Source organism: Streptococcus sp. C300, from assembly GCF_000187645.1.
Lineage (GTDB): Bacteria > Bacillota > Bacilli > Lactobacillales > Streptococcaceae > Streptococcus > Streptococcus oralis_CQ.
This window is the reverse complement of record NZ_GL732470.1, coordinates 49,105-62,041: the sequence shown is the minus strand read 5'-3', so window position 1 is coordinate 62,041 and position 12,937 is coordinate 49,105. Positions and strand designations below refer to the sequence as shown.

21 protein-coding genes and 2 pseudogenes are annotated in these 12,937 nt (G+C 38.0%); 16 read left to right on the top strand and 7 right to left on the bottom strand.

Translation table 11 applies throughout. The features are described 5' to 3' along the window. A pseudogene (locus HMPREF0849_RS10840) lies at positions 1-62 on the bottom strand (arginine--tRNA ligase); the annotation flags it as partial. Between the two features lie 170 nt (positions 63-232). Here HMPREF0849_RS10840 and HMPREF0849_RS10400 point away from each other — a divergent pair. The 9 genes and pseudogenes from HMPREF0849_RS10400 to HMPREF0849_RS08930 form a co-directional block, all read left to right on the top strand. Continuing rightward, positions 233-331 (top strand): annotated as a pseudogene (locus tag HMPREF0849_RS10400) (response regulator transcription factor); the annotation flags it as partial. After that, on the top strand, positions 328-1,362 hold the full coding sequence (locus HMPREF0849_RS08965; RefSeq protein ID WP_000769384.1) for a sensor histidine kinase: 1,035 nt from the start codon (positions 328-330) through the stop codon (positions 1,360-1,362). The pseudogene HMPREF0849_RS10400 and the gene HMPREF0849_RS08965, both read left to right, overlap by 4 nt. Before the next feature lie 201 nt (positions 1,363-1,563). Beyond that, positions 1,564-2,175 (top strand): 30S ribosomal protein S4, encoded by a 612-nt coding sequence (gene rpsD / locus HMPREF0849_RS08960; RefSeq protein WP_000092756.1) that lies wholly within the window; start codon positions 1,564-1,566, stop codon positions 2,173-2,175. A 617-nt stretch (positions 2,176-2,792) separates the two neighbouring features. Next, positions 2,793-2,975 (top strand): hypothetical protein, encoded by a 183-nt coding sequence (locus tag HMPREF0849_RS08955; protein WP_000780387.1) that lies wholly within the window; start codon positions 2,793-2,795, stop codon positions 2,973-2,975. Positions 2,976-3,050: 75 nt separating this feature from the next. After that, on the top strand, positions 3,051-3,266 hold the full coding sequence (locus tag HMPREF0849_RS08950) for a hypothetical protein (protein WP_000043341.1): 216 nt from the start codon (positions 3,051-3,053) through the stop codon (positions 3,264-3,266). 72 nt (positions 3,267-3,338) lie between these two features. Continuing rightward, positions 3,339-3,566 carry a hypothetical protein gene (locus tag HMPREF0849_RS08945; RefSeq protein ID WP_009013763.1) on the top strand — a complete coding sequence of 76 codons (228 nt, stop codon included), beginning with the start codon at positions 3,339-3,341 and terminating at the stop codon, positions 3,564-3,566. A gap of 113 nt (positions 3,567-3,679) precedes the next feature. After that, positions 3,680-3,967: a hypothetical protein gene (locus HMPREF0849_RS08940; protein ID WP_000542381.1), complete on the top strand. Its 288-nt coding sequence runs from the start codon at positions 3,680-3,682 to the stop codon at positions 3,965-3,967. Further along, entirely contained in the window at positions 3,968-4,159 is a 192-nt protein-coding gene (locus tag HMPREF0849_RS08935) for a hypothetical protein (protein ID WP_000177340.1), read from the top strand. A gap of 66 nt (positions 4,160-4,225) precedes the next feature. After that, the gene (locus HMPREF0849_RS08930) at positions 4,226-4,438 is read left to right on the top strand and encodes a hypothetical protein (RefSeq protein ID WP_000710706.1); all 213 of its coding nucleotides are present in this window, start codon (positions 4,226-4,228) and stop codon (positions 4,436-4,438) included. A 286-nt stretch (positions 4,439-4,724) separates the two neighbouring features. Here HMPREF0849_RS08930 and HMPREF0849_RS10785 read toward each other — a convergent pair whose 3' ends face one another. Further along, on the bottom strand, positions 4,725-4,910 hold the full coding sequence (locus HMPREF0849_RS10785) for a hypothetical protein (protein WP_009013804.1): 186 nt from the start codon (positions 4,908-4,910) through the stop codon (positions 4,725-4,727). A 28-nt stretch (positions 4,911-4,938) separates the two neighbouring features. Here HMPREF0849_RS10785 and HMPREF0849_RS08925 point away from each other — a divergent pair, with 28 nt between their 5' ends. From HMPREF0849_RS08925 to HMPREF0849_RS08905, 6 genes are all read left to right on the top strand, one after another. Beyond that, positions 4,939-5,553 carry a CadD family cadmium resistance transporter gene (locus tag HMPREF0849_RS08925; protein ID WP_000250556.1) on the top strand — a complete coding sequence of 205 codons (615 nt, stop codon included), beginning with the start codon at positions 4,939-4,941 and terminating at the stop codon, positions 5,551-5,553. A gap of 11 nt (positions 5,554-5,564) precedes the next feature. After that, a complete protein-coding gene (cadX, locus tag HMPREF0849_RS08920) occupies positions 5,565-5,903 on the top strand; it encodes a Cd(II)/Zn(II)-sensing metalloregulatory transcriptional regulator CadX (RefSeq protein ID WP_000711083.1) in 339 nt (112 codons plus the stop codon). A 382-nt stretch (positions 5,904-6,285) separates the two neighbouring features. Then, entirely contained in the window at positions 6,286-6,588 is a 303-nt protein-coding gene (locus tag HMPREF0849_RS10390; RefSeq protein ID WP_004240734.1) for a TMEM175 family protein, read from the top strand. Continuing rightward, the gene (locus tag HMPREF0849_RS08915; protein WP_000397556.1) at positions 6,513-6,854 is read left to right on the top strand and encodes a hypothetical protein; all 342 of its coding nucleotides are present in this window, start codon (positions 6,513-6,515) and stop codon (positions 6,852-6,854) included. The genes HMPREF0849_RS10390 and HMPREF0849_RS08915 overlap by 76 nt, the downstream gene beginning before the upstream one ends. Before the next feature lie 13 nt (positions 6,855-6,867). Then, positions 6,868-7,191 (top strand): potassium channel family protein, encoded by a 324-nt coding sequence (locus tag HMPREF0849_RS08910; RefSeq protein ID WP_001253404.1) that lies wholly within the window; start codon positions 6,868-6,870, stop codon positions 7,189-7,191. After that, positions 7,188-8,237: a DUF389 domain-containing protein gene (locus tag HMPREF0849_RS08905; RefSeq protein WP_000126416.1), complete on the top strand. Its 1,050-nt coding sequence runs from the start codon at positions 7,188-7,190 to the stop codon at positions 8,235-8,237. The genes HMPREF0849_RS08910 and HMPREF0849_RS08905 overlap by 4 nt, the downstream gene beginning before the upstream one ends. 535 nt (positions 8,238-8,772) lie before the next feature. On the opposite strand, the gene rpmG is transcribed toward HMPREF0849_RS08905, so the two are convergent. The 4 genes from rpmG to HMPREF0849_RS08885 form a co-directional block, all read right to left on the bottom strand. Next, a complete protein-coding gene (rpmG, locus tag HMPREF0849_RS08900) occupies positions 8,773-8,922 on the bottom strand; it encodes a 50S ribosomal protein L33 (protein ID WP_001265622.1) in 150 nt (49 codons plus the stop codon). Between the two features lie 15 nt (positions 8,923-8,937). Next, positions 8,938-9,120 carry a 50S ribosomal protein L32 gene (rpmF, locus tag HMPREF0849_RS08895; protein WP_000290417.1) on the bottom strand — a complete coding sequence of 61 codons (183 nt, stop codon included), beginning with the start codon at positions 9,118-9,120 and terminating at the stop codon, positions 8,938-8,940. A gap of 148 nt (positions 9,121-9,268) precedes the next feature. Further along, positions 9,269-9,469, bottom strand: a complete 201-nt coding sequence (locus HMPREF0849_RS08890) for a PTS ascorbate transporter subunit IIC (RefSeq protein WP_000796544.1) — start codon at positions 9,467-9,469, stop codon at positions 9,269-9,271. Positions 9,470-9,471: 2 nt separating this feature from the next. Continuing rightward, positions 9,472-10,479 carry an SPFH domain-containing protein gene (locus HMPREF0849_RS08885; protein ID WP_000136842.1) on the bottom strand — a complete coding sequence of 336 codons (1,008 nt, stop codon included), beginning with the start codon at positions 10,477-10,479 and terminating at the stop codon, positions 9,472-9,474. Positions 10,480-10,663: 184 nt separating this feature from the next. Here HMPREF0849_RS08885 and ilvD point away from each other — a divergent pair, with 184 nt between their 5' ends. Continuing rightward, positions 10,664-12,367, top strand: coding sequence for a dihydroxy-acid dehydratase (gene ilvD, locus HMPREF0849_RS08880; RefSeq protein WP_000137343.1), 1,704 nt, complete (start codon positions 10,664-10,666; stop codon positions 12,365-12,367). 174 nt (positions 12,368-12,541) lie between these two features. On the opposite strand, the gene HMPREF0849_RS08875 is transcribed toward ilvD, so the two are convergent. Beyond that, entirely contained in the window at positions 12,542-12,883 is a 342-nt protein-coding gene (locus tag HMPREF0849_RS08875) for a metal-sulfur cluster assembly factor (protein WP_001204052.1), read from the bottom strand. Positions 12,884-12,937 lie beyond the last annotated feature (54 nt).

Here is a 12,937-nt window from a genome sequence, read left to right as displayed (position 1 = left end):
TCTTGGTCCAGGCTATCAATGACGCTAGCCAACTCGCTAGCAATCAATTCTTTTGTATTCATAAGGGCTCCTTTTGGGCTTTTTTACTATTTTAACACAATTTACTACATTTTTTGAGAAAGAAAAGAATTTTTTTTGAATTATCTATTTTTTTTGGTATAATGTAGTTATAAAATAAATGTAAAACTTGTTATAAATATTCACTTAAGAGGATAATATGAGAAAAAGAGAACGGCAAGAGTTGACCAAGTATACAAATTCAAATGCTCCTGCTATCAAAACTGTCTGGGGTTTGGGTTATAAGATGGAAAGACCAAGAGGTAGAAAATGAAATTAAAAAACTATATTTTAGTGGGGTATCTAGTGTCGACTCTACTAACGATTTTGGTCGTTTTCTGGGCAGTCCAACGAATGTTGATTGAGAAAAGTGAAGTTTACTTTCTCGTTGGAATAACCTTGATTGCTAGTTTCATTGGCGCTGCAGTGAGCATCTTTCTTTTGTCGCCTGTGTTCTCTTCTCTGAAACATTTGAAAAAACAAGCTCAGGATATAGCAAGCAAGGATTTCAGCACAGAAATCGAAACCAAAGGACCATTAGAATTTCAAGAGCTGGGCCAGGCTTTTAATGACATGTCTCACAATTTGCAAGCTACCTTTCAATCACTTGATGAGAGCGAGCAAGAAAAGAGAATGATGATTGCGCAGCTCTCTCACGATATTAAAACTCCCATTACCTCCATTCAGGTTACTGTGGAGGGAATTCTAGATGGAGTGATCAAGGAAGAGGAGCGGCTCCACTACTTAACCACGATTGGTCGGCAAACCGAGCGTCTAAACAAGCTAGTGGAGGAATTGGATGTTTTGACTCTTAACACACAACCTCAAGAAACTGCTGATGAGGAAGTCGAAGAGGTCTTTTTAGATCAGTTGCTGATTGAGTCAATGAGTGAATTTCAACTCCAGATTGAACAAGAGGAGCGAGATGTTTACATTCAAGTGTCACCTGAGTCGGCGAAAATCAAGAGCCATTCTGACAAACTTTCTCGTATTCTGGTCAATTTGTTAAACAATGCCTTTAAATATTCAGAACCAGGAACCAGAATCGAGGTTCTTGCCCAATTAACAGAACAAGAGCTGACAATCAGTGTGAAAGACGAGGGTCAGGGGATCCTTCCTGAAGATTTGGAAAAGATCTTTAAACGACTTTATCGTGTAGAAACTTCGCGCAATATGAAGACGGGTGGACATGGATTAGGACTTGCGATTGCACGCGAACTAGCCCATCAGCTTGGTGGCGAAATCACAGCAGAAAGTCAATATGGCTTAGGAAGCAAGTTTACATTCAGCCTCAATTTGAAATAAAGCCGTAAAATCCCTTTACAAATCTAGCTTTTCATGGTACAATAGCCTTTGTGTGAAATAGCAGCAGGAAAGCATGAAGCTCGTCAACAGGTGTCTTATGACAAGTAACCTTGGCTGTTTAGGCGAAGGGCATCTGCACGAATCAGGGCTTTCTAAGTGACTATTTCCGCCAAATATTATTTATATCAGGAGGACATACATATGTCACGTTATACAGGACCATCTTGGAAACAAGCTCGTCGCCTTGGCCTTTCACTTACAGGTACAGGTAAAGAATTGGCACGTCGTAACTACGTACCAGGACAACACGGACCAAACAACCGTTCTAAATTGTCAGAATACGGTTTGCAATTGGCTGAAAAACAAAAACTTCGTTTCACTTACGGTGTAGGTGAAAAACAATTCCGTAACTTGTTCGTACAAGCTACTAAGATCAAAGGCGGAATCCTAGGTTTCAACTTCATGCTTCTTTTGGAACGTCGTTTGGATAACGTTGTTTACCGTCTTGGCCTTGCGACTACTCGTCGTCAAGCTCGTCAATTCGTAAACCACGGTCACATCCTTGTGGACGGAAAACGCGTTGATATCCCATCATACCGTGTAACTCCAGGTCAAGTGATCTCAGTTCGTGAAAAATCATTGAAAGTTCCAGCAATCCTTGAAGCAGTAGAAGCTACTCTTGGACGTCCAGCATTCGTATCATTCGATGCTGAAAAATTGGAAGGTTCATTGACTCGCTTGCCAGAACGCGACGAAATCAACCCAGAAATCAACGAAGCACTTGTCGTTGAATTCTACAACAAGATGCTTTAATTTTAAGAAATATCTTACAGAAAGCCTACAACAGTGGGCTTTTTGCTTTGTCTTAAAAGGTTGATTTCTGGGTTTGCTTAGATATTTGCTAGATTGATTTCATTGCTGCTTCAAAGAATGAGACGGCTTTTTTTGCGTTCTCTTTTGAGAGGTAAAAAGAAGCGTGACCCTCCCACAGCTATAGAGCTTTTAGGCGGGAAAACCACACTTCTTTCTTGAATTAATTTTACATCATTTTGACTTAAAAAACAAATAGAGGCGTCCCACCTCCTACCGCAGAAAGATCTGTTTCAAGGGGAGATGGAAAACCTCTATTCGTTAATTTAATTATAGCCTAAAAAACTTTTAAATACAAGGCTATTGAGATAGTAAGGGGGAAAAAAGAAGTAACCATCATTCCGACCACATAGTAGACAGGGGGGAACAAGATTACTTCCTTTATTTACTTAAGTATACAACATTTTTACAAGAAAGCAAAGTAGCAGGTTAGTCTAATGGGGTGCTTGTTGTACTTTAGCAAGTAAGGTGTGCTATAATGCTTTTAACAGGAACTAAAAGCCATTAGTAAATAACTAATATTGGGTCATATTGTTCCGATGTTAGAGAGAAGGAACTTAATGAAATTATGGGAATATGTTGATAAAAATGTTCGCCTTATTTTAGAAGATGGGACCTCCATCAAGGGTAGGGTGGTTGATTGGTTTGACGGTTATGATTTAGATGGTCCTGACGAAATAGTTATAGGTGATCGCTCATATCCTGAAGATATTATCAAGAAAATCAAAATTATTAGTGCTTAGTTCAACCTAGGCGATTTTATCGACTAACTATAAAAAGTATAAGAACTATCGAAAAAATAGCAGAGAGGAAAATAAATGAGTAAACAGCTTTGGAAGTATCTTCGATCAAGGGTTCAGATAGTCACTAATTGCGATAAGATAATCAAGGGACGTGTCATAGACTTTGTTGACGAAATGGACAATGATGAGCAAGATGAAATCACTATTCTCATTGCTAATCCTAGTCCAGATGAAGCTACTGAAATTTCTCTCTTTGAGAGTGAGATTGTCTCGATTAAAACAATCTCATAGGACTTAGAACAATCTAGGTGCTTTTACCTGCCTTATTTGAAAGAAAACACTATGGAAAAGGATTTAGTTTATATGGCAATATTAGATGATTTACAAGAGTTATATGACAATGGTTGGGATGCCTCTTTTGATTATAATGGTCAAGTATGTGGGATTTTTCCTAATTCTGTTCATGATATTGTAGTGGTGATTGGAGATAAGGAATACCAGGTATCATCATTCATTGATCTGATTTCTCTAAAAATTGACGATAACACTTTAGTAGAAATTATGGATGGAATTGAAGTGCAGTATTATTAAAATAAAAATCATCTTTGATGAATGAACTGCACCCCAAAAATTAGATTTTGTCTGTTAAATTTTTGGAACGTAGCTCAATATGCTACAACGTTCTTATTAGGAGGGGAAGGGTAATGGGTTATAGTCAACAAGTATTAGACATGCTCCAGCAAACAGTCAGTGGTCAGATTGATAATTTTTGGGATTTTTCCTTTACGTTTAACGCTCTTTTTGGAGAAGATGCGGAATTTTCCGAGGCTTGGGATAATGAAAACTCTGAAATGTTTGACGCTCTCAATGACTTTGAGTTGATGATATTTTTAGAGGAACATGATCCAAGCGACAAACAAGGTTTTATCGATTTCTTAACACCTTACTACGAAAAAGCAAAGCAATTAGCCAATATTGAAAGGAATATTTAAATGACACTCTGGAAATTTAACCGTACAGATGTAATTATCACGTTAAAAAATGGCGCGGTAGTTAGAGGATTTGTAGAAGACTATTGTGACGCCTCTGACAATGACGAGGAGATTGACTCCTTGCTGGTAGATGTTGATGGAACTCTTTATGAATATTTTGAAGATGAAATCGTCAGCATCATAGAAAGCTAGTAGTGGGAATAGAATCTAAGGAAAAAATCTTGTTTGTTGAGATTGTTTTAGTTGGGATGGTCCTATATGAAAAAGGATGAAATTAAAAAATATTTAGACAAAGATCTTGAATTTAATTATAATAGCCGAGGTGCTTGCTTTTTATCGAGTATATGTGTAGTTGGTTATGATTATGAAGGTCAGCAGTTTGATACAATTGATGAAGCTATGGAAGCTAAAGTATTTGACGGGAAAAGCTTAGTAGATATATGGGATGAAGTTTTTCCACAAGTTTTTTAAAATGAAAAGCACCTTTGATGAACTGCACCCCAAAAGTTAGATTTTTTCTGTCTAACTTTTGGGGTGCAGTTCAAATGTATGAGATATTTTTAGTTTTGATTTAATTTCGATATTTTTCCGGAAAATACTTATTTTTCGGAAAGTCAAGATTTTGTTATTATTTATGATATACTGGTACCGTAATTATATCCTTACAGAGGTTAAGTAAGGGTTTCAGTACACGTCAATAGATGTCAAAATATTGATTTTAAGCGATTTTTGATTTTTGGAAACTCATTATATCGCACTACAAATCAATAAAAACTCTACCTTTTACTCTACCTTTTTTAGATAAATATATCATCTGGATATTGAAGTTAAGCCCTGCTATCATTTCGATGGCAGGGCTTTTTAATGTTTGGGACACTACCTTCTTATCTATATTTTGATGGAGCTGAAGTTGACATCTACAAAGTTTAATGTTAAAATACATTCAAAAATATATTTGAATGAGGTGCTTTATGGTTCAAAATGTTGTTACTTCAATAATCCTGTATTCTGGGACAGCCGTAGACTTACTTATTATCCTAATGTTATTTTTTGCCAAAAGAAAAAGCAGAAAAGACATCATTAACATCTATTTAGGACAATTTCTAGGCTCTGTTAGTCTAATATTGCTAAGTTTACTTTTTGCATTTGTCTTAAATTATATTCCTAGTAAAGAGATTTTAGGTTTGCTCGGTTTGATTCCAATTTTCCTAGGACTCAAAGTTTTGCTTTTAGGAGATTCTGATGGAGAAGCTATTGCAAAAGATGGTTTGCGCAAAGATAATAAAAACCTGATTTTTCTAGTCGCTATGATTACTTTTGCAAGTTGTGGTGCTGACAATATTGGTGTTTTTGTCCCATATTTTATTACCTTAAATTTAGCGAATTTGATAGTGGCTTTACTTACCTTTCTAGTCATGATTTATCTCTTGGTTTTTTCTGCCCAAAAATTGGCACAAGTCCCTTCTGTTGGAGAAACTTTGGAAAAATATAGCAGATGGTTTATTGCCGTTGTTTATTTAGGACTGGGGATGTATATCCTGATTGAAAACAACAGCTTTAACATGCTAAGGACTGTGTTCGGCTAGGAGAAAAAATTATGAAAAAAGATAGTATCTGCCAAGTGAATATTATAAATCAGCAAAATGTTACAACCGCAACGAACTACCTTGAAAAGGAAAAAGTCCAAAAATCACTTCGTATTTTATCAAAGTTTACCGATAATAAACAGATAAATATCATCTTTTATCTCCTTGCTGTTGAAGAACTCTGTGTCTGTGATATAGCCTGTTTACTAAATCTCAGTATGGCATCTGCCTCCCACCATCTTCGTAAACTAGCCAATCAAAACATCTTGGATACTAGAAGAGAGGGGAAAATTATATATTATTTTATAAAAGATGAGGAAATCAAAGACTTTTTTAATCAACTAGGATAACAACTATTTTTACTACTTTATCATGATTATATATAGGACTTATCTATGAAATTTTTTGATAAAAATTACTCACATGAAAGACTACTCGTAGCAAATCTTTAAGAAAAAAGTATAATTTAAAGCAAAGCGACCTAGGTAATGCAGGTCAAGTTAGCCAAGTTTAAAAGGGAGAAATCTGAAAGAAAATGTATCTTTGATAGTAGTCATTTATTGTGAAATATGATATATTTATTAATTAGATGGATGAATACTTCTAGAGTTAAATATAGCATAATAGGGACAGACTTTTTGGTTTATTTTTGTTTGTAGTCGGATTATGAAAGAATATCCAATATTATGCGATAAGATAGAATGTTACAAAAAAGAAAGGGGATGCAATCCGATGAAGAAAGACAGATTAATTGTATTGACAGATGCTGTTCTAGCAATTATTATGACCATCTTGATTTTAGAGTTAGAAAAACCAACAACACCAAGTCTTGAAGCTTTTTGGGATTTACGGCAAAATTTCTTTGCTTGTTTTCTTTCCTTTTTCTGGTTGGGATCGTTATGGATGGCACTAAACACATTATGGGAAAAGGTTGAGAAAATTTCCTCAGAAATTATTTGGTGGAATTTGTTTCTACTCTTGGAGCGGCAGGAGTTCTCTTTGGAGAATTTCATGCCATCCAAGATACCAGTCTGAATGATGTGGTGGACCGGATCTATATAAATGTCAAGGATTTACCGTTTCAGTCCTTGGGAGCTTTAGCTAATATCCTGTCTGATGTTAAGAAGGGACTGATTCAAGACAGTCATATCTGGTCTTTCTTCCAGTCATTTTTCAAACAATATCAGTTGATAATCAGCTTAAATCAGATCTATCAGTTTGTCTATCTTTCTCTGATGGAGATCATGTCCTATCTTCACTTTGATTATTGGAAAAAACGGCTCGGTCAGGAGCTAGTATGAATAAGGAGAACAAATGAGACGTTTAAAAATGTTATGGCATATTATACAGGTTACGGGTTTTACTCGGTTTGCTCTGAGTTTTGTGACCTTTGTTTTTGGGTCAGGAGGCGTGCTTTTCCTAGTTGAACCTGCTATCACAAATTACGGAGACGGTCTTTGGTATGCTTTTGTGACTTCGACGACTGTCGGCTACGGGGATCTCCTAGCTGTGACCTTGATTGGAAGGATTACCAGTGTCTTCTTGACGATTTATGGGCTCATATTTTTTGGCTGTTTATCAGCTGTTATTATTAATTATTATACCGATTTAAATAAGGAAAGAGGAGAGGACAAATGACTGCCAATTATTCAACACGGGAATACCGTGAGAAATTATACGATGACCTTCATGTTCGATTGAGAGATACAGCGATTTTGATGTGTGCAATTTTTATTGCCTCTATCGGTCTAAATATGAATTCAACAGCTGTTATTATTGGAGCCATGTTAATTTCACCTCTCATGACACCGATTGTTGGACTGGGATTCGGTTTAGCTATTTTTGATACGCGTTTAATCAAGCAATCTCTAGAGGTTTTATTGACTCAAGTGTTGGTCAGTTTGCTTGTCTCGACTCTGTATTTCTGGATTTCTCCCTTGTCTTATGCAAGTAGCGAGTTGATCGCACGAACCTCTCCAACCATTTGGGATGTTCTCATTGCTATTGCTGGTGGGATTGCTGGTGTGATCGGTTCAAGGAAAAAAGAAGCAAACAATATCGTGCCAGGAGTAGCCATTGCTACAGCTTTGATGCCGCCTATCTGTACTGCTGGCTATGGTTTAGCTAATGGGAATGTACGATTTTTATTGGGGGCTCTCTATCTTTTCTTGATCAACTGTGTCTTTATCATGCTAGCCAACATTGTTGGAACAAGAATTTTGATGAGAAAATCTCCTTTAACTTCATTTAAAGAGCTGAGCATTAAAATGAGAATTGGCTTGATTTCTTTGATTGTATTGTTGATTCTTCCAGCTAGCTATTCGGCAGTTACTCTGACAATAGAACAAGCGCGCAAAGAAGGGATCAAACAGTTTGTAGGAAAAGAGTTCGCCAATTATACGGTTATTAATCAAGTCTACAAGTCAAGTAACAATGAATTGGTCTTGACGGTTGTTGGAGATCCGATTTCAGAAGAAGAATTAGAAACACTCCACCAAAAACAAGCCTCTTACGGTATTCAATCTGTTCAATTGAAAGTGAATCAAGTTCAGAACTCGCCAACATTAGATAGTGAAGCGACCAAGGAATTTTATGAAAACATTGACAAGTATATTGATCAAAAACTCTCTGAAAAAGATTCACAAAACGATCTCGTAAAAGAAAATGAAGCAGACAAGGATTGAGGACAATGAACTGAATCGGTTTTTACGCCGTGTTTTTCTTGTATCTTCCTCTTTCTTACTTATAGCAGGTTGTTTTTGCTTGAATAAGAAATAAATTAGAAGTTCTATCATCTAAGAAAAATGATGAAAAAAATCATTTAACTAATGGTGTGAACGTTTAGTGTTTATCAGCTCCATTCTCTGTAATTTTGGGGGTAAAATCCACACCATTTAGATAAAATTAGTTGAATTTGATTGGAAAAACGCTTTTATAAAAGCGGAGAAAAGTCTTGATATTACGCTGTTTTTAGTCCAACTGAAATTCATACTTTCCAAACCAGGTCTTACGATTTGTAAGTAAAAGAGCAAATAAAAAAGAGGAGCTTGACACTAAAGTTCCTCTTCTTTTTAAATAAACGAATCAGTTTCTTATTACATAAAAGGTAGTGAAAAAGGTAGTGATTCGATTGATTCATATCGCAATGTAGTGAAATTTCGAAATTCAAGAATTGCTTTAAATCAAGGTTTCTAAAGTCTACTGACGTGTAGTGAACCCTTATTTAACCTCTGTAAACACAACGTGTTTGCGAAGTTTTGGTGAGTATTTCTTCAATTGAAGACGGTCTGGAGTGTTACGTTTGTTTTTAGAAGTAAGGTACAAGCGTTCACCAGATTCTTTGTGTTCAAGTGTGATATTTACGCGCATGGTATCTCCCTTCTATTATTCAGCTGATGCAGCTTTAGCGATTTTACGTCCTTTGTAGTATCCTTTAAGTGATACACGGTGAGAACGTGAGTAATCTCCAGTAGTTTCGTCAAAGTTTACAGATGGAGCTGTTACTTTGTAGTGGGTACGACGTTTGTTTTTCTTCGCTTTTGAAGTGCGACGTGCAGGTACTGCCATTTTGATTTCTCCTTTTAAGATATAATTCAGTTAGGTTTGATTTTCATCAACTTTAATAGTATATCAAAACTTTTTTGTAAAGTAAAGTTACTTGACAAAAAAAAGATGAAAAAATTCTCCTGTCCGATCTAGCAGACAGGAGAAGGTGTTAAATATCAATCTCAAATGGTTCGTCAATGGTTTCTGATACGTATTTTCCGTCTTTCTTCCGTTGCTTGACACACTCTGTAAGGAGATATTCGATTTGCCCATTGACTGAACGAAAGTCGTCTTCTGCCCATGATGCGAGTGCAGCGTATAACTTTGTTGAGAGTCGAAGGGGAATCTGCTTTTTTTTAGCTTCAGCCATCTTTAGTAAAGACTTCCTGCGTTGACAATTGGTTGTGCATCATGATTACCACAGAGAACGACTAGGAGATTTGAAACCATGGCAGCTTTTCGTTCTTCGTCAAGTTCTACCAATTCTCCTTCATTGAGACGTTCTAGTGCCATTTCAACCATTCCCACAGCGCCGTCTACAATCATCTTACGGGCATCAATAATGGCAGATGCTTGTTGGCGTTGAAGCATAACAGCTGCAATTTCTGGTGCATAAGCTAGATAAGTGATACGTGCTTCAAGGATTTCCAAGCCAGCATCTTCTACGCGACTTTGGATTTCTTCACGAATACGGTTAGCTACAATTTCACTAGAGCCACGGAGACTACCTTCATCTGCTTGTCCATCCCCTGTAGTATCTACATTAGGAGACACATCGTAAGGATAGATGCGGACAATATTACGAAGGGCGCTATCACACTGCAATGAGAGATATTCTTTATAGTTATCAACGTTGAAGACTGCTTTGGCTGTATCGACAACTCTCCAAGTTACCGCAATTCCAATTTCAACAGGGTTACCTAAGCAATCGTTAATCTTTTGACGGGAATTGCTCAAAGTCATAACTTTGAGGGAAATCTGTTTCTTGCCAATTTCAAGGTTTACATCATTGCCATTTGATGATTTCATTCCTGAAAAAGGAGATTTTGTGCTAACATCACCACTTTGACCAAGTCGAGTGTGGTTTGCAGGGTTGACTGCTATGCTAAAAGGATTGACAAAGTAAAAACCAGGTTCTTTGATGGTACCTGTATAATTACCAAAGAGGGTCAAAACCAGAGCTTCCTGAGGTTTGACAACTTTTAAACCAGCATGAGATAGACCTGCAATTAAGCTTAATAAAAGACCGATAATAATTCCAAAAACGTTTTCCGAACCAGCACCCATTATAAATATAAAGATACCAAGTACGAGTGTCAATTCAATGAGAATTAATGCGAATACACCATTTGGTTTTGAATTGATTAGTTTTTCAGTCATAAGAATGACCTCCTGCTTTATGATATCTAAATGATATCACTTTAATTTATAAAGTCAAGAAATAAATGTAACATTTTTAAAGAAAATATTGCTGTATAGAATTTTCTGAAAATTCAAGAATTTTCTTCTGTTCATTGCCTTTAAAATGTGCTATAATAGTAAAAACTGAAACGGGAGGGATAAGATGACTGAATTAGATAAACGTCACCGCAGTAGCATTTATGATAGCATGGTTAAATCACCAAACCGTGCTATGCTTCGAGCGACTGGTATGACAGATAAGGACTTTGAAACACCGATTGTGGGAGTGATTTCGACTTGGGCGGAAAATACACCATGTAACATTCACTTGCATGATTTCGGGAAATTAGCTAAAGAAGGTGTCAAATCTGCAGGTGCTTGGCCTGTACAGTTTGGAACCATTACCGTAGCGGACGGGATTGCCATGGGAACGCCTGGTATGCGTTTCTCTCTAACATCTCGTGATATCATTGCGGACTCTATCGAGGCGGCGATGGGTGGTCACAACGTCGATGCCTTCGTTGCTATCGGTGGCTGCGACAAGAACATGCCTGGTTCTATGATTGCTATTGCTAATATGGATATCCCGGCTATTTTCGCCTATGGTGGGACTATTGCACCGGGAAATCTTGATGGCAAAGATATTGACTTGGTTTCTGTTTTTGAGGGAATCGGGAAATGGAACCACGGTGACATGACAGCTGAGGACGTGAAACGTCTTGAATGTAATGCCTGCCCTGGCCCTGGTGGCTGTGGTGGTATGTATACTGCTAATACCATGGCGACTGCTATCGAAGTTCTCGGTATGAGTTTGCCAGGATCTTCATCTCACCCAGCTGAATCAGCTGACAAGAAAGAAGATATCGAAGCAGCAGGACGAGCTGTTGTCAAGATGCTGGAGCTTGGTCTCAAACCATCAGATATCTTGACTCGTGAAGCTTTTGAAGATGCCATCACTGTCACTATGGCTCTCGGTGGTTCTACAAATGCCACTCTTCACTTGCTTGCCATTGCCCATGCGGCTAATGTTGACTTGTCACTTGAGGACTTCAATACGATCCAAGAACGTGTGCCTCACTTGGCTGACTTGAAACCATCTGGTCAGTATGTCTTCCAAGACCTCTATGAAGTCGGTGGTGTGCCTGCTGTTATGAAGTACCTGTTGGCAAATGGATTCCTTCATGGCGACCGTATCACATGTACTGGTAAGACAGTCGCTGAAAACTTGGCTGACTTTGCAGACCTCACACCAGGCCAAAAAGTCATTATGCCACTTGAAAATCCAAAACGTGCAGATGGTCCGCTTATCATCTTGAACGGGAATCTTGCCCCTGATGGTGCGGTTGCCAAAGTATCAGGTGTTAAAGTGCGTCGTCACGTTGGACCAGCTAAGGTCTTTGACTCAGAAGAAGATGCGATTCAGGCTGTCTTGACAGATGAAATCGTTGATGGCGATGTTGTCGTTGTTCGTTTTGTTGGACCTAAGGGTGGTCCTGGTATGCCTGAGATGCTGTCACTTTCATCCATGATCGTTGGTAAAGGTCAAGGAGACAAGGTTGCCCTCTTGACAGACGGACGCTTCTCTGGTGGTACTTATGGTCTGGTTGTTGGACATATCGCTCCTGAAGCTCAGGACGGTGGACCGATTGCCTACCTCCGTACAGGCGATATCGTTACGGTTGACCAAGATACCAAAGAAATTTCTATGGCCGTATCCGAAGAAGAACTTGAAAAACGTAAGGCAGAAACAACCTTGCCACCACTTTACAGCCGTGGTGTTCTCGGTAAATATGCCCATATCGTATCATCTGCTTCACGCGGAGCCGTGACAGACTTCTGGAATATGGACAAGTCAGGTAAAAAATAAACTTAAAAAGCAAGCCATTTTCGGCTTGCTTCTTTTCATCTTCAAAAGTGATTTGCCTGCTTATACTCAATAAAAATCAAAGAGCAAACTAGAAAGCTAGGCGCAGGTTGCTCAAAGCACAGCTTTGGGGTTGGAGATAAAGCTGACGTGGTTTGAAGAGATTTTTGAAGAGTATTAACGAGGTGGCAGTCCAAGGGCAATACGGCCGTAGCGACTGATTCGTGTGATCTTCCAAGCAGGCGACCAGGTAACTTCAACCTTGACATCTTCGATACCCTCGATTTGTTTCAGACCTGCGACGATTTCGATAGGCAGGCTTTCGGCGCAATCACAGGCAGTATCGGTGAAGGTCATGACAATCTTACAGAGACCTGTTTCATCCAGATTGATTTCATAAATTAAGCCCAGATTGTACACATCCAATTCCACATCTGTATCAAAAACCTTCTCTAGTTTTTCGATAATTTGGTCTTGTAAAGCCAAAGCGCGGTCATTGATTTTGATATCGTCTCTCATAACAGTCCCTCCACGTGATAAATATCCTCTATTTTCTCATAATTCTGACAATTT